This window comes from Streptomyces sp. HmicA12 (assembly GCF_000373565.1).
GTDB lineage: Bacteria > Actinomycetota > Actinomycetes > Streptomycetales > Streptomycetaceae > Streptomyces.
In genome coordinates, this window is sequence record NZ_KB891831.1 from 65310 (window position 1) to 88712 (window position 23403).

Sequence of the window (23403 nt, forward strand, 5' to 3'; positions counted from 1 at the left end):
GCGAGAGCCTCTCGCGTCGCTGGGTGCCGCGCGCGGCGGCACGGTTCTGCTTCCACCCTGCCCGCAGACGGCGCGCGTCGCACCCGGGACCGCCGATCCCGCTCAGCGCGGTGCGGGGAGGCCCGAGGAGGGTCACCGCACCGCGTGGCTCACAGGTGGCGGGGCGACGTGTTGCGCAGCGCCGACTGCCGGGCCCAGACGGCGCAGGCGAGGAGCAGCAGTCCGGCGATGCTGTACGACGAGGCGCTCGTGGTGCCGGTCGCCCAGCCGATGCTCCAGACCACCGACCACAGGGCGAACACGATGCACAGGGCGGTCGACGCCAGCGCCCGGACGCGCCCATGCGTCGCGAGCCGTTGGGGCGCGCCGCGGTCCGTCTCACCGAGCTCCGTGGCGGCTCCGCGCTCTTCACATGCGTTCATGGCGACCCGACTGCCCCCAGAACGCGCGACGACACCTGCCTTTTCGCGCCCCGGGCGTCGGCGCGGATCGGAGCTCTAGTCGCGCCGGGCGAGAGGCCGGGCGGTGTCCGCGGTCGGGCCGTGCTCACCGGCGCCCCGCAACGCGGCGTCCATCGTGCGCAGCCGACGGTTCTGCAGGCTGCTGAAGTACGCCATCCAGGAGAGGAACACCACGGTCAGCACGGCGAGGCCGACGGTCTGGCGCGGGCCCGCGGTGAAGCCCGTGAGCACGGTGATCGTCACGAACATGACCGCCAGGAACACGAGCGCGGCCTTGCGGTGCCGCGTCCTGTGCAGGCGCTGGTCGACCAGTTTCCGCATCGCCTGCCGCTCGCCGGGATCGGCGGGGACGTCGCCGGTGCGCAGTCGCCGGTCCAGGGAGATCAGACCGTCCGTGCTGCCGGCGGCACGCCTCTCCTTGCGCCGTGCGACCACCGCGATGCCGACGGCTCCGATGGACATGAACGCGGTGCGTATCAGGACGGCGCCGAACGAGCCCTGCGGGTAGAGCAGTTGGACCACTGCGGCGCCGGCGAGCACCGCCAGCACGAGCTGGGCCCACAGGTGCTTGGTGAGAAAGGCGTTGACACGTTGCACGGACGGTCCCCTCCGCTCGACGGCCGGACCTTGCGAGTACCCCTGCCACCAGCGCACACGCGGCCACCGCGGCACGCGATGCGGAGGCCGATCGTCCGCGGGTGCCTCAGCCTGCCCGTTCCTCGTTGAGCTCGGCGACGGCGCCCGCTGCGTCACCGATGGTGGCGAAGTCCACGGCCACGAACGTGACGGGGTGGCCGCGCTCGTTCTCACAGCGGTGGACCCGGTCGAGGACGAACCGGCGGGCGTTGACCGTGCCCGCGTCCAGGCGGCTGCCGCCGTTGTCGGTGATGAAGTGGTTGAGCAGGAAGAGCCGCTTGCCGGTCCCGCCGCGGTGCGGGGAGCAGTTCATCCGGTCCGGGGCCCGGAAGGCGAACGGCGTCTCCATGCCGTAGCGGTAGAAGTTCCGGTACCAGGGCGCGGGGCCGTCCGCGTCCTCGGCGAACACCACCAGACGCCGGCCGCTGTCGACCATCTGCCCCAGGGTCGGCCAGGGCTCGGCCGGGTCGGGGTCCGGGGTGTACAGCAGGGACTCCAGGCCCGCCTCGCGGAAGGCCCGCTCGGTGTCGCTCGCGCTGATCTCGTCCTGCACGATGAGGGTGATCACCTCCGTGGGATGCTGCCGCATCCAGTCACCGATCTCCCGCAGCTCCGGGACGAGTTCGACGGCGCCCGCCCGGCACACGGCGTGACACAGCCACAGTCCGTCGCGAGGCGGATTGATCGTGTCGACGGCCCGCCGGACGAGCTCCTTCTGCTCGTCCGTGAAGTCGGCCCCGTCGAGACGCGCGGTGATCTCCTCGGGGCGTTCCCACCGGTAGGTGTCGAGTTGCAGGGCGCGTACGCCGTCGTTCAGTTGAGCGGTGATGGCCGGGTCCTGGAGCGGCCCGATGAACCGGTCGACCGTCGTCGACATCGCGTTGTGCGCCGTCAGCTGGGCGACCTCGTCGTACGGGCGCTCGCACAGCGCCGCGCTGCCCTGGCACCGGCGCGGGGCGGACCCGGCGCCGGCCGACGGGGTCACGACGATGCCCGCCACAGCGAGGGCGACGGCCGCGAGACCGATCCCGGGGGCCCGCCATGAGGGGGCGGGGCGCGCGTCCCGCCTGTCGAGCAGGCGGCCCGCGACGAGGAGCACCGCGGCGGCGGCCACGGCGGTCAGAGCTGTGAGCAGCGTGGTGCGGATCAGCATGGCGTGGGCGCGTGCCTGCACGTCGTCCACCAGCCGGTTCAGGGACGGCGGCCACGACGCGGACGGGGTGACGACCTGTCCGTCGCCGAGCAGTTCCACGACGCCGACGGCCGCGGCGACCAGGGCGGCGCCCCCGAGCAGCGGCAGCGCCAGGAGCATGAGTCGGCGGCCCGGCCGCGGTGGACCGGTGACCCACAGGGCGAGCAGACACAGCAGGAGCACGACCGCCGCCAGCACCTCCACCAGGCCGAGGCCCGTGGCGGTGTAGGGGCGGATGTCGTGCACGGCCCGCAGGTCGTTGCCGGACGCGGCGAGTGCCGGTGCGGGGTCCCAGGTGCCGCCGTCCAGGAGCTGCCGCAGCTGCCGTACGGCCGCACCGGAGCGGTCGACGGAGGCTGCCGCGGCGACGGCGGCGAGCGCGGTCCCCACGTCGCCGTCGGCCAGCGCGGTCTCGACCTCGGGCCGCAGCGCCGCCCGCCGGTCCGCCGACACCGCGCCGAGGAGAGCTGAGGTGGCCGCCTCCGTCTGGCTCTCGGTCAGCGACAGTGCGGGCATGCCCTGGGGCGCACGCCCGGCCGTCAGTTCGCGCAGGGCGTCCGACAGGTCGGTGGCGAACCGCTCGAAGTCCGGCTCGGGCCGGTTCTGCACGCCCGCCACCAGGTCGCCGAGGTAGACCTGGGCGAGGTCGTCGAGGTTGGCGAGGACCGGCCGCAGGTCGACCGTGAGGTCCAGGGTGGAGCGGCTGCCGTTGAGATAGCCGACCATCGCGTCGATCTGCTGCCGTGTCAGTGTGCGGACGGTGTCGGGCGGCAGGACGAGTTTGATGTTGGAGGTCACCTGTGCCTCGGGGACCGGCAGCTGTGCGAGGAGTTGCCGGGTCACGGGAGCGGTCCGGGGATCGACGAGGACCTCGTCGTAGAGCCGCTCGTAGGCGTGCTCCCGGTCGAGGGCCGAGGCGTGGAAGTCGGGCGCGAGCACGGTGCCGCGCAGGCATGCCGCCGCGACGACACAGGCGGTGGCGAGCACGGCTCCCACGAAGGCGGCCACGCGCAGCAGTCGGCGCCGCGTCGTCTCCCGGGTCCCGGACCTCTCCATGCGGCCCTCTCCTTCCGGCCGGGTGCGGGCGGCGGCCCGGCCCGCACCGCTCCCCGATTCTCCCGCCTGCGGCCACCACCCGCGCCCGGAAGGAGACGGGCGGACGGACCCGATGGAGAGACAGGTGCGCGGTGGAGAGGTCAGCGCACGCCGGCCCGCGCACGCTGGGGCGGCACCGTCGGCAGGCCGGCCCAGTCGAGTCGCAGGACCGCGAGGTCGTCCGTGTGCCGGCCGGCGTTGCGGATCCGGACCTCGTCGAGGATGCGGTCCAGGTGCGCGCCCGCGTCGGAGTCCGCGCAGGCGTCCATGATGCCGAGCAGCCCGTCGACGCCGAGCCGCTCGGAGCTCTCGTCGACATGCCCCTCGACCAGGCCGTCCGTGTACAGCAGGAGCGAGCCCGTGGGCGGCAGTTCGAGCCGGGTGACCGGCCATTTGTGCAGGCCGGGCGCTATTCCCAGGGCCACTCCGTGCTCGATGCCGAGCTCACGGGTGCGCCCGTGGGACGTCAGCAGCGGCGCGTGGTGACCGGCCAGGTGCAGGATCGCGCTTCCCGCGCTGCGGTCCACGGTGATCAGGGTGCAGGTCGTGAACAGGTCACCGCTGCTGCGCTCGGCGATGTGCATCTGCTCCAGGAGGTCGAGGAGCGCGGCGCCGCGGTGGCCTCCCAGGGTCAGGGAACGCCAGGCGATCCGCAGGCACACGCCGAGGGCGGCCGCGTCCGGGCCGTGCCCGCTGACGTCGCCGATGACGGCGTGCACCTGCCCGTCGGCGGTCTCCACCACGTCGAGGAAGTCACCGCCGAGCAGCGCCTGCTGGCGGCCGGGGAAGTAGCGGCTGGTGGCGACGACGTCGCCGGAGTGCAGCATGGGGGCCGGCAGCAGCCCGCGCTCCAGACGGGCGTTCTCCTCGGCGCGCAGTTTGCCCGCCTGAAGGTTGGCGTTGGCCCGCTCGGCCTGCTTGCGGTGCAGGGCGTAGCGCACGGCCCGCTGCAGCAGGTCCGGCTCCACCTTGCCCTTGACCAGGTAGTCCTGGGCGCCGGCGGCGAGCGCCTCGATACCGGCTTGGGACTCCGCGAGGCCGGTCAGCACGATGACGGCCGCGTCCCCGGCCGCCTCGAGCAGCTCGGCGACGGCGCCGACCCCGGAGGCGTCGGGCAGATGCAGGTCGAGCAGGACGCAGTCGCTGCGCTGTCCGGCCAGCGTCTCGCGGGCCTCCCGCAGGGTGCGGCAGTGCACGAGCACATGGTCGAGGTCCGTGTCGAGCAGCAGTTCCTCGACGAGGAGGGCGTCGCCCGCGTCGTCCTCCACCAGCAGGATCCGGCAGGGTGCTGAGGTGCCGTCGAGCAGTGTCATCGCAGCAGCGATCCTTCACTGTCGGCCGCCTGTGCGGACGGTTGGAGGGGGAGCGTGAAGCTGATCGAGGTGCCTTCGCCGTCGACCGGGTCGACGGCGATGGTGCCGCCGTGGAACTCGACGGTCTTCTTGCACATCGCGAGGCCGATGCCGGTTCCCGGGTAGGCCTCGCGGGTGTGCAGTCGCTGGAAGATCACGAAGACCTTCTCGCGGAACTCGGGGGCGATGCCGATGCCGTTGTCCCGCACGGTGAAGCGCCACATGTCCTGTTCCTGGCGCACCGTGACCCTGATGTGCGGGGCGCGGTCCGGGGCGCGGAACTTGATGGCGTTGGACAGCAGGTTCTGCCAGAGCAGGCTCAGTTGGCCCGCGTCGCCGTGCACGGCCGGCAGCTCGTCGTGATCGATGCGCGCGCCGGACTCCTCGATGGCCACGCTCAGCGAGTCCATCGCGTTGCTCAGGCAGTCCCCCACCTCGACGGTCTGCTCGTCGTGGACCCGTCCCACCCGGGAGAACATCAGCAGGTCGTTGATGAGGACCTGCATGCGGTTGGCGCCGTCCACGGCGAAGCCGATGTACTGGTCCGCCCGCTCGTCCAGTTTGTCTCCGTAGCGCCGCTGCAGCAGCTGCGTGAAGCTGGAGATCTTCCGCAGAGGCTCCTGCAGGTCGTGCGAGGCCACGTACGCGAACTGCTCCAGCTCCGCGTTCGAGCGCTTCAGGTCCTCGGCCTGCTGGTCGAGGAGCGTGCGGGCCTCCTCGCTGCGCGCCAGCTCCCGCACCAGGCGCTCGCGCATCGACTCGACGTCACGGGCCAGCTGCTGCAGGTCGGCCGGGCCGGTCGCGGGGACCTGCCGGTCGAACTGGCCCCGGCCCACTTCCCGCGCCGCGGCGCTGAGGCGGGTCAGGGGGACGGTCACCCCGCGCCGCAGCGCGTACGTGATGCCGCACATCAGCACCGCGATCACCAGGGCGATAGCTGTGAACATCCAGTTCCGCAGCCGCTGCGCCGTGTCCAGCTCGGCGCCCGCCCGCACGCGCGCGGCCCTGAGGTGTTCCTGTTGTCCGGCCAGGGAAGCCCGGACGGTGTCGAACAGCTGCTTGCCGTCCGTGGCCCGGTCGGCGGAGATCCGCACCGCGTCCCGGGCCGACGCGGCGGCGATCGGCTGTGCCACCTTCCGCTGCCAGGCCCGTACGTCGGTCCGGACGGCCCGCAGGTCGTCCTCGGCCTCCGTCGACGTGCCGACAAGGCCGTCCAGCGCCCGCAGCGCGGTCTTCTCGTCGGCCCGGCCCTCCGTGTACGGCTTGAGGAAGTCGCGGCGCCCGGTGAGCCCGTACCCGCGGATGCCGGTCTCCTGGTTCACCAATGCCGCTTCCAGGCGCACCGAGTTGATCAGCGCCGGGGAGCGGTACCGGACGACCTCGTCGGTCAGCTGCGAGGTCCTGCCCAGCGCCCATGCGCCCAGCGACCCGAGGACCAGCAGCAGGACGCCGCTCACGGCGATCCCCAGGGTCAGCCAGCGTCGCGTCGTCCAGCGGGCTATGCCCACCGGCCCGCGCCGACCTGCGCCAACGTCCATGTTCCGTGCGCTCCTTCGACCGTCACTACCCGCGCCGCGGACACCAGCGGCGTCGATACGATACGGCACCCGACAACACTTGTTGTCGCCCGCGTCCCCTGGCTATACGGTGCGGTCATGCCAGGCAATGATCCGTCACCACTCCCTGGAAACCACGCCTTCGAAAAACTGGCCGCCCAGGGCGTCGAGGCCCTCGTCGCCGACCTCGTGGCACAGGTCGGATACACCCCCGATCACGATCACCGCGGCGACGCGCGCCACAACGCGCTGCGCCGCCTTCGCGTCCTGACCCAGCTCCAGCACGCCGTGAGCGCGCTGGAGGGCGAGGCGGCCCGCGACGCCGCCGCCGCGGGCGCCGGATACCCTCAGATCGGCGAAGCGACACACCTCAGCCGTCAGGGGGCGCGCCGCCGCTGGCCCGGGCTCGTCACCACGCACGATGCCCGTCCATGCCCCCCACTCGTCCCCCGGAGCACACCATCATGATCGCGACTTCCCGTTCGTACGACGTCCTGCTCGTCGAGGACGACATGGCCGACGCCCTGCTGATCCAGGACGCTCTCGCCGAGCGCGGCGCCCGCAACCTCACCCAGGTCGCGGACGGCCTGGAGGCACTGGAGTACCTGCGCGACCCGGAGATGGCGCACCCCGACCTCATCGTGCTCGATCTCAACATGCCGCGGATGAACGGGCGGGAGCTGCTGCGCATCCTCAAGGACGACGCCGCTCTGCGGGCCATTCCCGTGGTCGTGCTGACCACGTCGGCCGCCCCCGACGACGTCACCGACGCCTACCACCAGCACGCCAACGCCTACGTGACCAAGCCGGTCAACCTGGACGACTTCGAGGCGGCGGTCCGCAGCATCGACGCCTTCTACCTCGAGACGGCGGCCAAGCTCCCCCGCACCTGAGGCTCTCTCCCACCTCCGTGATCTTGACAGGACCTTGACAGGATCACAGCCACTTGTATGGTCTAGGCCAAGCGTCAACGGCCGTTCCGCTTAGGGGAATCGACCCTGCCTCGCAGGGCCGTTTCCTCATGTCCCTTCGCGCCTCTTGGCCCCACCCTCGAGAGGCCGTCCTGGGCGTGCGCCCCCACATGCGTGCGCTCCGGAAGACCTGAAGTGAAGGAGTAGGCATGAACGCCCGTAAGAAGACGGCTGCCCTCATAGGCGCCGCGCTCGCCCCGGTCCTGGCCATCAGCCTTCCCGCCGGTTCGGCGAGCGCCCACGGTTACATCTCCTCACCGCCCAGCCGGCAGGCACAGTGCGCGGCGGGCACGGTGTCCTGTGGCGACATCACGTACGAGCCGCAGAGCGTGGAGGGGCCTAGGGGCCTGACCAGCTGCAGCGGCGGCAACAGCAGGTTCGCCGAACTCGACGACGACTCCAAGGGCTGGGTCGCCACGCCGGTGCAGAGCACCACGACGTTCGAGTGGAAGCTCACCGCGCAGCACGCGACGAGCACCTGGCAGTACTTCGTCGGCGGACAGAAGATCGCCGAGTTCGATGACAACGGTGCCAAGCCGGGCGCCACCGTCAGCCACCAGGTCGACTTCGGCTCCCTGACCGGGAAGCAGAAGGTACTGGCCGTCTGGAACATCGCCGACACCACCAACGCGTTCTACGCGTGCATCGACGTGAACGTCGGCGGCTGACACCTCTCCCCCACCACCGTGGTGCCGCGGGCCCTTCCCCCACGGCGCGCCACAGCGGCTCGTCACGGCCCGCGGCCCCACGGTCCACCGCCCGCCCCCGCGCCACGGACGGACGGCAGCACGACACACCCCCCACACACCTCGCCCCGAGGAGCGCACCCATGCGCCACCGTGTCCTTGCCCTGTTGACCGCCGCGGGATCCGCCGCGACGCTCACCGCACTGACCCTCACCGCTCCGGCGTTCGCGGAGAAACCGGCCCCGCAGGCGGAGTTCGTCGTCAGCCAGGCCCAGTTCGACCAGATGTTCCCGGGCCGCAACCCCTTCTACACGTACGCGGGACTGACCGCCGCCCTCGACGCCTACCCGGGCTTCAGCGGGACCGGCAGCGACACCGTGCGCAAGCAGGAGGCCGCCGCCTTCCTCGCCAACGTCAGCCACGAGACCGGCGGCCTGGTCTACGTCGTCGAGCAGAACACCGCCAACTACCCGCACTACTGCGACACGTCACAGCCCTACGGCTGCCCGGCCGGCACCGACAAGTACTACGGCCGCGGGCCGATCCAGCTCAGCTGGAACTTCAACTACAAGGCGGCGGGCGACGCCCTGGGCATCGACCTGCTCAACAACCCCGACCTCGTGCAGAACGATGCGGCCGTGGCCTGGAAGACGGGCCTTTGGTACTGGAACACGCAGACCGGTCCCGGCACCATGACCCCGCACAACGCCATGGTGAACGGCGCGGGCTTCGGCCAGACCATCCGCAGCATCAACGGCACCCTGGAGTGCGACGGCGCCAACCCCGCCCAGGTCCAGAGCCGCATCGACAACTACGAGAAGTTCACCCAGATCCTGGGCGTCGAACCGGGCGGCAACCTCAGCTGCTGACCTCGGGACCGGCGCAGGTCACAGTGTGAAGGGAAGGTGACGGGGCAGTGGATGTCGTGGCCCTGCCCCCGACCCCCCGGAGCACCTGTGACCACGAGCATCACGGCCCCCACCGGCCCCGCAGTCGCCGACGACGGCCCCCAGGACCCTCGTCAGCGACTGCGCCGGCGTCTGGAGCGCCTGATAGGCATCGCCGCCACCGAAGGCAACACGCTCACGCCGCTGCGCAACGGTGACGAGATCTTCCCCGCCATGCTGGACGCCATCCACGGCGCCCGGCACACCATCGACCTGATGACGTTCGTGTACTGGCGGGGCGAGATCGCCCGTGACTTCGCGCACGCCCTCGCCGCACGCGCCCGCGACGGTGTCCGCGTCCGGCTGCTTCTCGACGGCTTCGGGAGCCGCACCATCGAGGAGGACCTGCTCGCCCTGATGGACGAGGCCGGGGTGCAGGTCTCCTGGTTCCGCAAGCCGCTGCTGCTCTCGCCGTTCAAGCAGAACCACCGCTGCCACCGCAAGGTCCTGGTCGTCGACGAGACGACGGCCTTCACCGGCGGCGTCGGCATCGCCGAGGAGTGGTGCGGCGACGCCCGCGACCCGGGCGAGTGGCGCGACACGCACGTACAGGTCCGCGGGCCCGCCGTCGACGGCATCTGCGCGGCCTTCGCCCAGAACTGGGCCGAGTGCCACGACGAACTCTTCGACGACCACGACCGCTTCGTCGACCACGAGGCGAGCGGCGGCGCCGTCGTCCAGGTCGTGCGCGGCTCCGCCAGCATCGGCTGGCAGGACATGCAGACCCTGCTGCGCGTGGTCATCCAGTCCGCGCAGACCCGGCTGCGCCTGGCCACCGCCTACTTCTCGCCCGATCTCTACTTCGTCGACCTGCTCTGCGAGGCGGCCCGGCGGGGCGTGGAGGTCGAACTGCTCGTACCGGGGCCGCACACGGACAAGCAGGTGAGCCGGATCGCCGGCCGTCACCACTACGAGCGTCTCCTGGCGTGCGGGGTCGTCGTGCGCGAGTACCAGCGCACGATGCTGCACTGCAAGGTCGTCACGGTCGACGGGATCGCGTCGCTCGTCGGCTCCACGAACCTCAACCGCCGCTCCCTGGACCACGACGAGGAAGTCATGCTCGCGGTCCTGGACGACGATTTCGCCGCGGCGCTCGACGCCGACTACGACCGCGACATCACGCACAGCGTGCGCGTACGCCCCGAGCGCTGGGCCGACCGGCCGATCGCCTTCCGCGCCGCCGAAAAAGCGACCCGCACCATCCAGCACTTTCTCTGATCCGCCGCGCACGTACGGAAAGCACTGTGGAGGCGCTCCCCCGTTCGGGGAGCGCCTCCACAGTGTTGGGGGGCCTGGTGGCCGGTCAGACCTTGCGCCAGCGGGCGTTCGCCCACGAGAAGACCCCGAAGGCGGCGAGGCCGACGGCGACCAGCACGAGCAGCCAGGGTCCGGCCGGGGTCTCGGTGAAGGAGCGCAGGGTGTCGTCCATGCCCTTGGCACGGCCGGGCTCGTGCTGCAGCGCGGCGGTGACGGCGAACCCGCCCGCGACGGCGAAGACGATGCCGCGGGCCGTCCCGCCGAACACCCCGAAGACGTCGACGGCCTTGCGGGCCCGGGCGGAGAGTTCGGAGAGCTTCAGGTGCTTGTGGTACTTGCGCATGACGGCCCGCGCCGCGATCCACAGACCCGCCGCCGCCACGCCGATTCCGGCGGCGGCCACGATCCACTGGCCGTACGGCCAGTCGAGCGCCATCGCCGTGATGTCCTTGGAGCTCTCGTCGGAACTGCTGCCTCCGCTGGACTTGTCCCCCGCGGCGAAGGACAGCACGGAGTAGGAGACGAACCCGTAGAAGACGCAGCGCCCCGCGGCCATCACGCGCTTGCTCGCCTTCTTCCCGTCGGGCCCCGCCTGCCCGAAGGCCGCCTCGGACAGCCGCCACAGTGACATCCCGGCCAGGGCGACGCCGAGCAGCCACAGCAGGACCATGCCGAAGGGCTTCTCGGCTATCTCCGCGACGGCGCCGCCGCGGTCCGCCTGCTTGCCGCCTCCGTCGGCGAAGGCGATGCGCACCGCGAGGAATCCGATCAGTACGTAGATGACTCCGCGGGCGACGAAGCCCGCGCGGGCCGCCGCCGCGACCGCCGGGCTGTTCGCCGCACGCCGAGCTTGTCCGAAACCTTGTGTCGTCGCCGATCCAGTAGCCATGCATGCCGATTGCCCCCGGATCCACGCTCAACGCCTGGAAGCGGTATCTCCGTTCGGCCGGTCGATCCTCAGGACGGCCGTGACGGTCTTGCCGTCGTCGTGCCGGTCGACGCTCACCCGGCGGGCCAGATGCTGGATCATCAGCCAGCCGAAGCCGCCGGGCCGCGTGGGGTCGTGGGGCTGGTCGCACGGGAGTCGCGTGCTGCGGTCGCGGACACTGATCACCAGATCGCGGCCGTGGACACAGGCGCTGAAGCGGGTCATGCCGTCGCCGTGCCGGATCGCGTTGGCGACCAGCTCGTCGGCGACCAGCAGCGCGTCCTCGTAGAGCCCGCGTGCCAGGCGCCACGGAAGGGCCGCGCACAGCGGCCGGACGGCGGCGCTGGTCTCGGCCCGCGCCTGCGAACAGGTCGTGCGCTCCGCATCGGGTATTTCGGGAGCGCTCATGTCGAGTCTCCTCCTGGGGTCGACGGGCACCGATTCGTGCGCCCTGTGCCCTCTCACTTTCCCGGGCTCCGGGGCGGCACACGCCGGACAGGCCGGCGCCCGCTCAGGAGACAGCGCTGCGCGCCGTGTCCTCGGCGGGTGCGCCCAGGAGGTGGTCCCGGGTACCGGTGATCTCCAGCACCCGGTCGAGCGCGGCCGGACGGTGCTCGATGCGCAGCCGAACGGCGTCCTCCACGAGCCGCCTGCGCAGCATCAGCAGGGTCGCCAGGCCGAGCGAGTCGACGTGTCCGAGCTCGGTGCAGTCCAGGAGGACGGTGTGGGCCTGCGGGTGCTCGGCCAGGGCGTTGGCCAGGGCCCGGGTGAAGTGGTCGCCGGTGTCGAAGTCCAGCGCTCCTTCCACCCGCGCTGTCAGCAGGCCGTTGCTGCAGCTCGTGATCACACAGAGATCGGCGTTGTGAGTCATGCGGTGAACCTGTTCCGGGTGTGTCCGTCGACTGCTGTCGGATGCAGCCGTCCTACCGGTCCGTGGGACGGCACCGGCCTGACGCTACGCCTTTCCACCACGGAGCGTTCCGCACCGCGCGCGGCCGCAGAACATGCGTCCCGGGGTCCCCTCGAACGGGTCCGGCCCGCAACGGCGGAGGCGGGGCGGCACCTGGGTGCCGCCCCGCCTCCGCCGTACCGCCGCCGCTAGGACTGCGGACGGCTGCCGTGGTTCGCGCCGTTCTTGCGGCGGGCCTTCTTCTTACGACGTCGCTTCGACGACATGCGTGCCTCCCAGGGGGTTGGTGCGGTCGTTCTCCCTGGGTGTCCCAGGCGAGCTCCCGATCCCCTGCCCCGAAAGACCGGGACGCATGGCGTGGCCTGCGCCACACCGGGGTACCGGGTGCGGCAGGCCCGGAGAGCCCGCGGCCGCCGACCATGAAAGAGGTGCGCATGTCCGCGTCCCTGCTCGAGTCCGTCGACCTCCAGGCTCCGGTGGCCGTCGCCTGGCGGTTGTGGAGCGACGTGTCGCGCTGGCCCGCGTTCCTGAGCCATGTGCGGCTGGTCGAGCCCCTGGACGAGCGCCGTTTCGCCTGGCAGCTCGAACTGCCGGGTGCGGACAAGAACTTCGTCGCCGAGCTCACCGAGGTGATCCCGGAGGACCGGATCGCCTGGCACACGACCGAAGGCGTCGACCACGCCGGTGTCGTCACCTTCCACCGGCTCAGTGACACGTCGAGCCGGGTGACGCTCCAGATCGAGTACGACCCGAAGGGCTTCGTCGAGCGTCTCGGCGCGCTGACCAATCTCGACTCGACCCTCGCCAACTACGACCTCGGCGAGTTCCAGAAGCTCGCCGAGGCGACGGCCCGCGAGGAGTCCACCGGCTGAGCCCGGACACGGCCGGGCCTAAGGATGCTGACCCGGCCCCCGGGCGTGGTCGGCGAGGCGGCTGGGTGACAGGTCCGTGGGGTCCTCACCGGGTTCGAGGAGGGTGTCGGCGGGGCCGATCACCAGCGGATCCGACGCGCCCACCGCCGCCTCGTCCCTGGCCCCGTAGTCGACGCGCAGCAGAAGGTGGCGCATCGCTTCGAGGCGGCCACGGCGCTTGTCGTTGGTCTTGACCACCGTCCACGGCGCGTGTTCCGTGTCCGTGGCCCGGAACATGGCGACCTTGGCCCGGGTGTAGGCGTCCCAGAGGTCCAGCGAGGCGAGGTCCGTGGGTGACAGTTTCCACTGCCGCACCGGGTCCACCTGCCGGATGGCGAACCGGGTGCGCTGCTCCCCGCGCGAGACGGAGAACCAGAACTTCACGAGGACGATGCCGTCGTCGGTGAGCATCTCCTCGAAAAGGGGCGCCTGCTCCAGGAAGTGGCGGTGCTGCTCGGGGGTGCAGTACCCCATCACCGGCTCCACCCCGGCGCGGTTGTACCAGGACCGGTCGAAGAAGACGATCTCGCCGGCGCTCGGCAGCTGGGTGACGTAGCGCTGGAAGTACCACTGCCCGGCCTCCCGCTCGGTCGGCGTGTCCAGGGCGACGACGCGGGCACCGCGCGGATTCAGCCGCTCCGTGAACCGCTTGATGGTGCCGCCCTTGCCCGCCGCGTCGCGGCCCTCGCACAGCACGACGACGCGCAGGCCCTGCTCGCGCACGGTCTTCTGCAGCTTGAGCAGTTCGATCTGGAGCACGCGCTTGTGGCGCTCGTACTCCGTGCGCTTCAGCTTCGTGGTGTACGGGTAGTTCTCGCGCCACGTGCGCAGCGGCTGCCCCTTCTCGTCCAGCAGGACAGGCCGTTCCGGACGGGAGGCGTCCACCCGCAGTCCTTCGAGCAGTTCGTCGTCGCCGTGCTCGGGCACCAAGGTCTCCTCGGTCTGGTCACAGGGCTTCGAGTCAAACACAGCCCCGCCACCGCCGCCGGGGAGACCTTCCTTCGCCCGTGCCGACGGTCACCAGTCGTGCAGGGACCCGTCCAGCTGGAGACGGTTCACGGGCAGGTAGGCGGCGGCATAGGGGTGCGCCCGGGCCACGTCGTCGTCGTAGTCGACGCCGAGGCCGGGCTCGTCACCGGGGGCGAGCAGGCCGTCCTCGAAGCGATAGGTGGGCCGGAAGACCTCGTCGGTGGCGCGGGAGTGCTTCATGTACTCCTGGATCCCGAAGTTGGGGATGGCCACGCCGAGGTGCAGCGCGGCCGCGAGGCCGACCGGGGAGATGTCCGTGGGGCCGTGCACCCCCGACTTGATCTGGTAGACGGCCGCGTAGTCGAGGATGCGTCGCAGCGCGGTGATGCCGCCCGCGTGGGTGACGGGGGAGCGGACGTAGTCGATGAGCTGTTCCTCGAAGAGTTCGCGGTAGTCCCAGATGGTGTTGAAGACCTCGCCGATCGCCAGCGGTGTCGTCGTGTGCTCGCGGACGCGGCGGAGCATCGCGGTGTTCTCCGCCGGTGTGACGTCCTCCAGCCAGAACAGGTCGTACGGCTCCAGGTCCTTGCCCAGGCGGGCCGCCTGGATGGGCGTCAGGCGGTGGTGCGCGTCGTGCAGGAGGGGCAGTTCGGGGCCGAACTCGGCGCGTACGGCCTCGAACACCTTCGGGGCGTGCCGCAGGTAGGCACGGGTGTCCCACGCCTCCTCCACCGGCAGGTCGGTGCGGCGGGCGGGTTCGTGGTCGTAGCGCGAGGTGGCCCCGCGGCCGCCCGCGGCGGCGTTCGCGCTGGAGGCGACGCCGTAGACGGAGCCGAGTCCGGGGATGCCGCTCTGGACGCGGATGGCGCGGTAGCCCTGGTCGAGGTGGTCGCGTATCGAGTCGAACAGTTCCTCGAGATCGGCGCCGCTGGCGTGCCCGTAGGCGAGGCATCCGCGCCGGCTGCGGCCGCCGAGCAGCTGGTACAGGGGCATGCCCGCCAGCTTGGCCTTGATGTCCCACAGCGCTGTGTCGACCGCCGCGATCGCCGCCATGGTGATGGGCCCGCGACGCCAGTACGCGCCCCGGTACAGGTACTGCCAGGTGTCCTCGACGGCATGGGCGTCGCGCCCGATCAGCAGAGGTGCCACGTGGTCGCTCAGGTAGGAGGCGACGGCGAGTTCGCGGCCGTTGACGGTCGCGTCGCCGAGTCCGACGACTCCGTCCTCGGTCAGCAGTCGCAGCGTCACGAAGTTGCGGCCGGGTGAGGCGACGAGCACCTCGGCCGAGACGATGCGGGTGGCGTCGTCCGGTGCGACGCCGGGGGCGGGGGTGCTCTGGGCGGTCCGTGCGGTGGACACGTGGACATCTCCATGGATCGGGGCCGTGGCGGAGGAACGGGCCGCGCGTCCGACGGATCATCACTGCGTCCAGGTCGCGCGGCGCCCCGTCACCGTAGATCTTGAAACGGCCGCGGGGTAGCCCGGCCGCCGCACGGCCTCAGGCGGTGAACCGGGCCACCACCGCGGACAGTTCCTCCTGGAGCGCGTCCGGGAGGGGCGCCGTGCCGTGGGTGGAGTCCACCAGCTGGCGGGCCACCTCGTGCAGCTTGGTGTTGGTGTGCTGGGAGACGGTGACGAGGGCGTCCCAGGCTTTCTCCGGGCTGAGGCCGAACGCCGCCACGAGAACGCCGCGGGCGATGTCGATCACGCCCCGGCTGCGCATGGCCCGCCGCAGCTGCGCGACCTCGACGTGCAGGTCGTCCTCCTGCGGGCCGTCCTGCTCGACGGTGCGGGCGGCGGATTCCGTGGGCCAGGGGGCGATGTTCAGCACGATGTTCACGGCGGAACAGCCGCAGGACTCGACGCCGCCGGGCTCCAGGGCGACGCCGGAGTCGTCGGACCCGGCCAGCGCCGCCTGCAGGGCGTCCCGCAGCCGGTCGTCGCCGTCGAGATCGAGGTCACCGCGCACGCTGACGACCGTCCGGTCGCCGACGGGGCGGTAGAACAGCGTCAGTCCGGACAGTCGGCGGGCGCCGCGGTCGGCGGGCACCGTGCCCTCCCCGGTCCACACGGACTCCGGCATGGTCGACTCCCCCTGTCTCTCAGGCGGTTGCTCCTCCACGCCCTAGAGTCACCTCGCCGCCGACACACGTCAAGCGATACCGGAAGTGAGGTTCAGGTATTCCAGAACGTGAACCGTCGGGCCTACGATTCGGTCATGGGTGTCATGGGTGGAGTACCAGAACCGCACACAGGATGGACGTTTCTCACCAACCACGCGCGCGTGCTCGCCGCCATCGCCGACGACCAGACCGCACGGATCCGGGACATCGCCGCGCACTGCCGGCTCACCGAGCGGGCCGTGCAGAAGATCATCTCCGACCTGGAGGAGAGCGGCTTCCTCTCCCACACGCGTGAGGGACGGGGCAACACGTACCGCATCGAGCCGGGCAAGATACTGCGCCATCCGGCCGAGGCCGAGGCCGGGCTGACCGTCGCGTCACTGCTCGGCCTGCTCGCGCAGGACGAGGCGCACCGCACCGACGGACTGCGCGACGACGGCGTCCGCACCGCGCGGGGGCACGGTGCGGACGCGGATTGAGCTGTGGCCGGCCGTACGACGACCGGCCTGATCAGGCCTGGTGCTGCTGGGCGCGCACTCCCTGCTCGATGCGCTCGCCGATCGACTTGTCGATGTTCGACCAGTACGTGAACGCCCTGGCGAGGACCGGCTCGCTCACCCTGTTCAGGAGATGGCCGACGACGTTGTCCACGAGACGGTCGCGGGCGGCGTCGTCGAGGACCTCGCGCACCATGGTGCCCGCCTGCCCCCAGTCGTCGTCCTCGGCGTGGTCGACGTAGGCGGAGCGGGTGATCTCCCCGTCCGCGGACCAACTGGGCGGAGTGCCGTAGCGGCTCGTGTCGGCCGCCGGGCCACCCTTCGAGTTCGGCGCGTACACCGGGTCCTCGGTCTTGCGGTAGGCCATGGCCCCGTCTTTGGAGTACGTGTGCACGGGCGCGACGGGAGCGTTGACCGGCAGCTGCTGGTAGTTGCCGCCGATCCGGTGCCGGTGCGCGTCGGCGTACGAGAACAGCCGGCCGAGCAGCATCCGGTCGGGGCTCGGGCCGATGCCCGGGACCAGGTTGTTCGGCTGGAACGCCGCCTGCTCGATCTCCGCGTGGTTGTCCGTGGGGTTGCGGTCCAGGGTCATCCTGCCGACCTCGACCAGCGGGTAGTCGGCGTGCGGCCACACCTTGGTCAGGTCGAACGGGTTGAAGCGGTACGTGGCGGCGTCGTCGTACGGCATGACCTGCACGTACAGCGTCCAGCTGGGACAATCCCCGTCGCGGATGTGCTCGAAGAGGTCCCGGGTGTGGAAGTCGGTGTCGACCGCGCACATCTGGTCGGCCTCGTCCTGGGTGAAGCACTCGACGCCCTGGTCCGTCTTGAAGTGGTACTTCACCCAGAACCGCTCGCCCTGCGCGTTGATCCACATGTACGTGTGCGAGGTGTAGCCGTTCATGTGGCGCCAGGTGCGCGGGATACCCCGGTCCCCCATCAGCCAGGTGACCTGGTGGGCCGATTCGGGCGAGAGGGTCCAGAAGTCCCACTGCATGTCGTGATCGCGCAGATTGTTGTCCGCCCGGCGCTTCTGGGACCGGATGAAGTGCTGGAACTTCATCGGGTCCTTGATGAAGAAGACCGGGGTGTTGTTCCCCACCATGTCGTAGTTGCCCTCGGTGGTGTAGAACTTCACCGCGAATCCGCGCGGGTCACGCCACGTGTCCGGGCTGCCGCGCTCGCCGGCGACGGTCGAGAACCGGGTCACCAGTTCCGTCCGGGTGCCGGGCTGGAAGAGTGCGGCCTTCGTGTACGCACTGACGTCCGCGGTGACCTCGAAGTGGCCGAACGCGCCGCTGCCCTTGGCGTGCGGCTGCCGCTCGGGGATCCGCTCCCGGTTGAACTGCGCCATCTGTTCGATCAGATAGGAGTCCTGCAGGAGGATCGGGCCACCGGCACCGACCGTGAGCGAGTGTTCATCGCTTTCGACCGGAACGCCGGCATCCGTGGTGGTCGCTTTGCCTGTGACGTCACTCATGGAACACGCGCGCCTTTCGATGGGTGATGTTCTCCGCGCCGACAAGGCCCGGCCGTGCGGGAGCCCGCACGCAGGTCCGCACGGGCGCGTCCCCCGGCCGTACCTCCGTCCATCCTGCGACTCCTTCCGCTACCCGGCCATTTTTCGGACCGTGGAGGCCCTGTCCGGCGGCTCCCTGCCGGATAACCGAGCGCCAGGCCTCTAAACGGACGGAATCCGCTGGAATCGTCGGCGGCGGCGTTCCCGCCTGTGAGCGGCGGGAACGCCCCCGGACGACGACCGCGCCTACCGGGTGGCGGTCACCCGGAACGTCGCGATCTCCCACGGACGCAGATCCGCCTCGAAGGTGCCGTCGGTGACGGTGAGCTCGGCGAGCGTGGTGCCGGTGAAGTCCACGCGGCGGGCGGCCGTCATGGCCGGCCGCCGGGCGCGGAGCGTCGTCGGTGCCGGGGTCTGGGCCACGACCCGGACCTCCAGGTGGCCGTCCCGCTCGCGCACCGAGCTGAGGACGACGCCCTCGCCGTCGATCCGCAGTCCCTCGACGGCTCCGGGCAGCGCCGTCGCGGAGGGCGCGGTGCCGGGCAGGGTCGCCACCGGGTGGCGGAACCGCTCCGCCGCGTCGAGGACTCCGGCCTCGTGCCACTCCCCCTCGTACGGGAGGAGCGCGAGGTCGACCGTGCGCAGTCCGCGGCACTGCGCCTCGGGTGTCGGGACCTGCGGGCCGGCCGGCTCGTCGCGGTGGGCGTGCCGGTTCCGGGAGATCTGTCCGGTGGAGCGAAGCAGGGTGAGCGCCAACTCGCGCCCCTCGTCGACCAGTTCGTACTCGGTGGCGTGGTCGAGGAGCGCGGCGACGCCTCCGGCCGCGACGAACGCGGAGGCCGGGAACGTGGGCAGCGCCTCCTCGCCGAAGCCCGCCTCGGCGGTCAGTCCGCGCTCGACGACGGCGAACTGGCCCTCCCCGTACGAGGTGGACGCCTGGCGCGGCAGCGGTACGTGCAGCCGGACGCGGTGATCGTCGCTGCGGTTGTCGAAGGCCACCTTCAGGCGGACGAACGGCTCCCCGGCGCGCAGTTCCACGCGCGTGGTGACGGTCGTCGGCTCGGTGTCCTCGGTGCGACCGTCCGCCCCGAAGTCACCGGCGGTCGGCCACGCGTAGGCGCGGACGATCTCGTACGCGGACAGCAGCGGCCCGTCGACGATGCGGCGCACGGTGACGGTCGACGGGGTGTCGACCACGTGGTCCTGGGCGGGCGGCGCGTAGTTGTACGTGTCGCCGAGGTCGCCGCCGTCGACGATCCTGGCCGCGCCGGACAGTGTCGTGCCGTGCTCGCCGGTGAGGGCGAAGGTGCCGTCATCGGCGAGGGAGACGGTGAGCAGGCCGTTGCCGAGGGTGTTGTCCCCGGCGGTGACGGTGCGCTCGGGCAGCGGCGCGCCGCCCGGCTCCGGGCGGACGGCGGTGTGGCCGAGGGCGGGGGTGTCGACGAGGGCGGCCACCGTGCGGCGCGGTTCGGCCTCGATCACGACGCGCCAGTCACCGCCCGGCCCGGCTCCGGCGAGGGCCGCCTTCACCTCCGCGACGTCGAAGGCGAGTTCGGAGCGGCGTGCGACGGTGAAGCGCAGCTCGCGCGCCTCGGCGTCGACGGTCCAGGCGGTGATCTCCTGTCCGTAGAGCTCGATGCCGTGGACGCGTGCGAGGACGGTGGGCAGCCTCTCGTACGGGAAGGTGTCGTCGGCCAGCAGCGTCGGGGATGCGGTGAGTTCCTGGGCGGGGTACGTGCGCCCTTCGGAGTCGGTGACGTGGACCGGGCCGGTGCCGGGGACGTCGAGCTCGACCAGTGCGGTGCGGGGCCGTGGCGTCGGGTTGAGCAGGACGTGGCCGGTGTGCGGGACGCGCGCGGCGAGGCCACGGCCGGTCATGTCCCTTACGGCGAGGCCCAGTTGCTCGGCCTCGGCGATGCGGGCGGCGACCTGTTGCGCGGTCTCGTCGCAGCCGCAGCCGGTGACCGAGTCGTGGCAGGAGACCTCGATGAGGCGGTGCCAGGCCATGGCGAGGAAGCGGGCGGCGTCGCCTTCGTAGAACAGGGCGGACAACGGCTCGGCGTAGCGTTCGACGGCGCGTTCGGCGCGGGCCATGGCCTGCTTGACGGGGGCGCGCACGGAGAAGACGCCGGGCAGGATGTTGGCGCGGGCGTGACTGCGCAGTTCACCGGTGACGGTGCGCAGGCCCTCCGTGGTGACGGGCTGCGTGGCGAAGTACTCGGCGAGGGTGGCGAGGCGCAGCCGCATCCCTCCCTCGCCCTGCGCCTCGTTGTGGGCCTGGAGCAGGTCGGCGAGGTCCGCGGCGGGAGCGGTGTGGTCGGAGCCGTACATCGCGAGCATCGGTGAGCCGTCGGGGCGCCACGGTCGCAGCTTCGCGGCGATGGCGGTGGCCCGCTCGGCGACCCGCGCCGGGTCGTCGAAGAGTCCGGCGGCCGAACCGTATCCTCCGGCGGCCAGGTACTCGGTGCGTACGGCGGTGCCGTCCGGGGACTGCCAGGCGAAGGCGTGGGAGTCGACGGCGGCGGGCACTCCGCGCCACACGCAGGCGTGCTCGATGCCGAACTGCCGCAGGATCTGCGGGACTTGGGCGGCGTGACCGAACATGTCGGGCAGGTAGCCGACTTCCATGGCCTCGCCGAGAGCGCGGCTGCGGGCGAGGCCGAGTTCGAGGTTGCGGACGATGTTCTCGCCGGAGCACAGGAACTCGTCGAGGAGGATCTGCCAGGGGCCGACGGCGAGGCGGCCCTGCTTCACCAGGGCGGTGAGGCGCTCGCGCTGCTCGGGCCTGACCTCCAGGTAGTCGTCGACGGCGACGGCCTGGCCGTCGAGCGTGAAGCGCTGGCGCGGGTCGTCCTCCATGCGCTGCAGGACCTCGTCGAGGAGGCCGATCAGTTGCAGGCGGAACTGCTGGAAGGGCAGGTACCACTCGCGGTCCCAGTGGGTGTGCGGGACGACGATCAGTTCCTGCGGCCGGCCGTTGTTCTCGGGAATGACGGTGCTCATGCGGTTTTGGCCTCTCCTGCGCAGGGGAGCTGGTGCTGGGTGGCGAAGCGGGCGGCGGCACGTTGGGCCGTGGTCAGGTCGTCGAGTGCGCCGGCGACGCCGGTACGCGGCTGGGTGCCGTTCACGACCATGTCGTAAAAGGCGGCGAGTTCCTGTTCGAACGCCTCGACGGGGCTGGTGAACCGTGCCCTGCGCTCCATCCCGGCGGCGGCGTCGGTGGCGGTCAGTACGGTCGGAGCGTTCATCAGATAGGGGGCGGGGAAGGCGAGTTCGAGGCTGCCGGTCTCGTGGTGCACGGCGACGGTCTCGCGGTAGGCGGCGTGCTCGGTCAGGAAGTGCCAGCGGATGGAGTACCGCGCGCCGTGTGCGAGTCGGCCGGTCAGTTCGACGGAGCCGGGGTTGGCGTCCTTCGGCCACATGGCGACCAGGTCGACGCTCTCGGGTGCGCCGTCGACGAGGCGCAGGAGGGACAGGTCGTGGCAGATCGAGCCGAGGACGATGTGGTACAGCGAGCGCAGTCGCTCCGGGGCGTCCGTGCCGAGTGCCTCGTCGGTGCGTTCGGTGTCGGCGGCGCGCAGCGCGTCCAGGACCGCCCGGTCGGTGTCCTGGGCGGGTGCCGGCAGGTGGGCGAAGGCGAGTTGGGCCTCGCTGGTGGGGTGCAGCACGGTCACCTCGACGGAGCGGACGGTCTCGGCGCCGCCCGCCTGCTGGAGGAGTTCGACGAGCCGGACGGCCGCCGGGTCGTACTGCTTCATGTAGCCGACCATCAGGCGCGGCCCGTTGTCCTGGGCCCGTTCGGCGGCTGCGACGCGCTCGACCTCGGCGCGGGTGAAGGCGAGCGGCTTCTCGCAGAAGACGGCGTGTCCGCCGCGCAGGGCGGCCTCGGCGACGTCGCCGTGCGAGCCGCCGGTCAGCAGGAGTACGGCGTCGAAGCCACCGGCGGCGAGCAGGGCGTCCGTGGTGGTGTGCCGCCGGTCGGCGGGGACGCCGTGGCGGTCACCGAGTTCGGCGAGCGCGGTGGGTGAGAGGTCGCACAGGGCGGTGATCTCGAACAGGTCCTGGCGCCGCTCGAGAAGCGGCAGGTGAGCGGTGCGGGCAATGGCACCGAGGCCGGCGACGGCGACCTTCAGCCGGCGGGAGGCGGCAGCACTCATGGGCAGGAATCCTTCTCGGTGTGTCTCTGGTCGGCGTGCGGGGTCGGGGCGGTGCTCCGGGCCGGGTAGGTCCCCCTGGCCCGGATGTTCGGGCCGCTCTACCCGAGTGCGGGCAGGGAGCGCAGGAGTGCGAGGTTGGCCCGCTGGTCGGCTGTGATGACGGTCAGGTCCTGGCCGGTGGCGAGGGCGTCCTGCTCGACGACGATCCAGCCGGTGTAGGCGATGGCGTCGAGCGCTTCGGCGATGGCACCGAAGTCGAGATCGCCGCGGCCGAGTGCGGTGAATCCGCCGTCACCGACGGTCCGCCACAGGTCGCCGCCGTCGGCCCGAGCGGCCGCGTGGGCGGCGCGGGAGGCGTCCTTCAGGTGCACCTGGCGAAGACGCGGCCCCCACGCGCGGATCGCCTCCACCGGATCGCCGCCCGCGAGCCACAGGTGGGCGGTGTCCAGGCACAGCGACACGTCGGTGAGGTCGAGCAGGCGGCGGATCTCGTCGGGGGTCTCGACGTCGGTGCCGAGGTGGGGATGGAAGACGGGTTCGAGGCCGCGGGCACGCACCCGGTCGGCGGCGCGCTGCACATCGGCGGCGAAGGCGGGCCAGTCGGCGTCGGTGAGTTGCAGCGCGGGGTCGACCGGCAGGCCTGGGGCGGCGAACCGCGCGGGGTTGCCCGGGCAGGCGAGCGTGGGTCGGGGTGCGAACCGTTCGTCGTCGACGGAGGCGGCGGTGAAGATGTCGAGGGCGGCGTCGAGGCCCGGCAGGTCGGCTGCGAAGCCCTCGGGGTCGCCGTAGCGCAGGTCGACCCAGCCGCCGGCCAGTGCCTGCCGGTGCCGAGCGAGCCGACCGACGAGTTCGTCGCCGGTGCCGAGGTAGCCGAGCGGACCGAGGTCGGTCCCCTCGTACCCGGCCTCGTCGAAAGAGGCGAGCAGCGCGTCGGGGTCGAGCGGGGCCGCGTCGGGGGCGTAGATGCCGTACGAGACCGGGGCGTTGGCGATGCGTACGGCTGCGCCGGAGCGGGTGTTCGGGTGGCCGGTGGTCATGTGGGCGACGCCTTCCGCGGGGGGGGTCAGTGGTGAGCGGGGCTGCGGTGCGGGGATTCTCCTGGTCGGGTGCGGGTCTCGTCGTGGCTGGTCGCGCAGTTCCCCGCGCCCCGAGGCATGCGCTGCGCGCGGCCCTCCCTGAGCGAGCGAAGCTCGCTTCAGGGGGGCGAGGAACTGCGCGACCAGCCCCCACCGAAGC

Annotated in this window: 23 protein-coding genes; 6 read left to right on the forward strand and 17 right to left on the reverse strand. The window is 71.6% G+C overall.

Annotated elements, in window-relative coordinates; all coding sequences use genetic code 11:
• Positions 1-149: 149 nt before the first annotated feature.
• The 6 genes from B072_RS0130465 to B072_RS48385 form a co-directional block, all read right to left on the reverse strand.
• Positions 150-422, reverse strand: a complete 273-nt coding sequence (locus tag B072_RS0130465) for a hypothetical protein (protein ID WP_018533745.1) — start codon at positions 420-422, stop codon at positions 150-152.
• A 75-nt stretch (positions 423-497) separates the two neighbouring features.
• Complete coding sequence (locus B072_RS0130470) at positions 498-1058, reverse strand: hypothetical protein (protein ID WP_018533746.1); 561 nt, start codon at positions 1056-1058, stop codon at positions 498-500.
• A gap of 106 nt (positions 1059-1164) precedes the next feature.
• Complete coding sequence (locus B072_RS0130475) at positions 1165-3345, reverse strand: hypothetical protein (RefSeq protein ID WP_018533747.1); 2181 nt, start codon at positions 3343-3345, stop codon at positions 1165-1167.
• A gap of 140 nt (positions 3346-3485) precedes the next feature.
• A complete protein-coding gene (locus B072_RS0130480) occupies positions 3486-4697 on the reverse strand; it encodes a PP2C family protein-serine/threonine phosphatase (protein WP_018533748.1) in 1212 nt (403 codons plus the stop codon).
• Entirely contained in the window at positions 4694-6274 is a 1581-nt protein-coding gene (locus B072_RS0130485) for a sensor histidine kinase (RefSeq protein ID WP_043245018.1), read from the reverse strand. Before B072_RS0130485 ends, B072_RS0130480 begins: the two co-directional genes overlap by 4 nt.
• 135 nt (positions 6275-6409) lie before the next feature.
• Positions 6410-6712, reverse strand: a complete 303-nt coding sequence (locus B072_RS48385) for a hypothetical protein (RefSeq protein ID WP_018533750.1) — start codon at positions 6710-6712, stop codon at positions 6410-6412.
• 44 nt (positions 6713-6756) lie between these two features.
• Here B072_RS48385 and B072_RS0130495 point away from each other — a divergent pair, with 44 nt between their 5' ends.
• The 4 genes from B072_RS0130495 to B072_RS0130510 all read left to right on the forward strand — a co-directional run bounded on the left by B072_RS0130495 (position 6757) and on the right by B072_RS0130510 (position 10114).
• The gene (locus B072_RS0130495; protein ID WP_018533751.1) at positions 6757-7185 is read left to right on the forward strand and encodes a response regulator; all 429 of its coding nucleotides are present in this window, start codon (positions 6757-6759) and stop codon (positions 7183-7185) included.
• Positions 7186-7412: 227 nt separating this feature from the next.
• Positions 7413-7931 (forward strand): lytic polysaccharide monooxygenase auxiliary activity family 9 protein, encoded by a 519-nt coding sequence (locus tag B072_RS0130500; protein ID WP_018533752.1) that lies wholly within the window; start codon positions 7413-7415, stop codon positions 7929-7931.
• A 161-nt stretch (positions 7932-8092) separates the two neighbouring features.
• Entirely contained in the window at positions 8093-8818 is a 726-nt protein-coding gene (locus B072_RS0130505) for a chitinase (RefSeq protein WP_018533753.1), read from the forward strand.
• 51 nt (positions 8819-8869) lie between these two features.
• A complete protein-coding gene (locus B072_RS0130510; RefSeq protein ID WP_026246469.1) occupies positions 8870-10114 on the forward strand; it encodes a phospholipase D-like domain-containing protein in 1245 nt (414 codons plus the stop codon).
• An 85-nt stretch (positions 10115-10199) separates the two neighbouring features.
• Here B072_RS0130510 and B072_RS0130515 read toward each other — a convergent pair whose 3' ends face one another.
• From B072_RS0130515 to B072_RS50010, 4 genes are all read right to left on the reverse strand, one after another.
• A complete protein-coding gene (locus B072_RS0130515; protein WP_026246470.1) occupies positions 10200-11042 on the reverse strand; it encodes a DUF1206 domain-containing protein in 843 nt (280 codons plus the stop codon).
• Positions 11043-11069: 27 nt separating this feature from the next.
• A complete protein-coding gene (locus tag B072_RS45780) occupies positions 11070-11489 on the reverse strand; it encodes an ATP-binding protein (RefSeq protein ID WP_018533756.1) in 420 nt (139 codons plus the stop codon).
• Between the two features lie 103 nt (positions 11490-11592).
• Positions 11593-11952, reverse strand: a complete 360-nt coding sequence (locus B072_RS0130525; protein WP_018533757.1) for an STAS domain-containing protein — start codon at positions 11950-11952, stop codon at positions 11593-11595.
• A gap of 227 nt (positions 11953-12179) precedes the next feature.
• Entirely contained in the window at positions 12180-12257 is a 78-nt protein-coding gene (locus tag B072_RS50010; RefSeq protein WP_370443954.1) for a 50S ribosomal protein bL37, read from the reverse strand.
• A 168-nt stretch (positions 12258-12425) separates the two neighbouring features.
• Here B072_RS50010 and B072_RS0130530 point away from each other — a divergent pair, with 168 nt between their 5' ends.
• Positions 12426-12863 carry an SRPBCC family protein gene (locus tag B072_RS0130530; RefSeq protein WP_018533758.1) on the forward strand — a complete coding sequence of 146 codons (438 nt, stop codon included), beginning with the start codon at positions 12426-12428 and terminating at the stop codon, positions 12861-12863.
• Between the two features lie 18 nt (positions 12864-12881).
• On the opposite strand, the gene ppk2 is transcribed toward B072_RS0130530, so the two are convergent.
• The 3 genes from ppk2 to B072_RS44425 all read right to left on the reverse strand — a co-directional run bounded on the left by ppk2 (position 12882) and on the right by B072_RS44425 (position 15954).
• Positions 12882-13871: a polyphosphate kinase 2 gene (gene ppk2 / locus B072_RS0130535; protein WP_018533759.1), complete on the reverse strand. Its 990-nt coding sequence runs from the start codon at positions 13869-13871 to the stop codon at positions 12882-12884.
• A 48-nt stretch (positions 13872-13919) separates the two neighbouring features.
• The gene (manD, locus tag B072_RS0130540; protein ID WP_026246472.1) at positions 13920-15164 is read right to left on the reverse strand and encodes a D-mannonate dehydratase ManD; all 1245 of its coding nucleotides are present in this window, start codon (positions 15162-15164) and stop codon (positions 13920-13922) included.
• A 205-nt stretch (positions 15165-15369) separates the two neighbouring features.
• Positions 15370-15954, reverse strand: a complete 585-nt coding sequence (locus B072_RS44425) for an ANTAR domain-containing protein (protein ID WP_018533761.1) — start codon at positions 15952-15954, stop codon at positions 15370-15372.
• A gap of 144 nt (positions 15955-16098) precedes the next feature.
• Between B072_RS44425 and B072_RS44430 the strand changes: the two genes are divergently transcribed.
• The gene (locus tag B072_RS44430) at positions 16099-16473 is read left to right on the forward strand and encodes a helix-turn-helix transcriptional regulator (RefSeq protein WP_051127332.1); all 375 of its coding nucleotides are present in this window, start codon (positions 16099-16101) and stop codon (positions 16471-16473) included.
• A 31-nt stretch (positions 16474-16504) separates the two neighbouring features.
• Here B072_RS44430 and B072_RS0130555 read toward each other — a convergent pair whose 3' ends face one another.
• The 4 genes from B072_RS0130555 to B072_RS0130570 all read right to left on the reverse strand — a co-directional run bounded on the left by B072_RS0130555 (position 16505) and on the right by B072_RS0130570 (position 23204).
• Entirely contained in the window at positions 16505-17971 is a 1467-nt protein-coding gene (locus B072_RS0130555; RefSeq protein WP_018533763.1) for a catalase, read from the reverse strand.
• A gap of 285 nt (positions 17972-18256) precedes the next feature.
• Entirely contained in the window at positions 18257-21013 is a 2757-nt protein-coding gene (locus tag B072_RS0130560) for a glycoside hydrolase family 38 C-terminal domain-containing protein (RefSeq protein ID WP_018533764.1), read from the reverse strand.
• Complete coding sequence (locus B072_RS0130565) at positions 21010-22167, reverse strand: Gfo/Idh/MocA family protein (RefSeq protein WP_018533765.1); 1158 nt, start codon at positions 22165-22167, stop codon at positions 21010-21012. Before B072_RS0130565 ends, B072_RS0130560 begins: the two co-directional genes overlap by 4 nt.
• A 98-nt stretch (positions 22168-22265) precedes the next feature.
• Entirely contained in the window at positions 22266-23204 is a 939-nt protein-coding gene (locus B072_RS0130570; protein WP_018533766.1) for a sugar phosphate isomerase/epimerase family protein, read from the reverse strand.
• Positions 23205-23403: the final 199 nt, after the last annotated feature.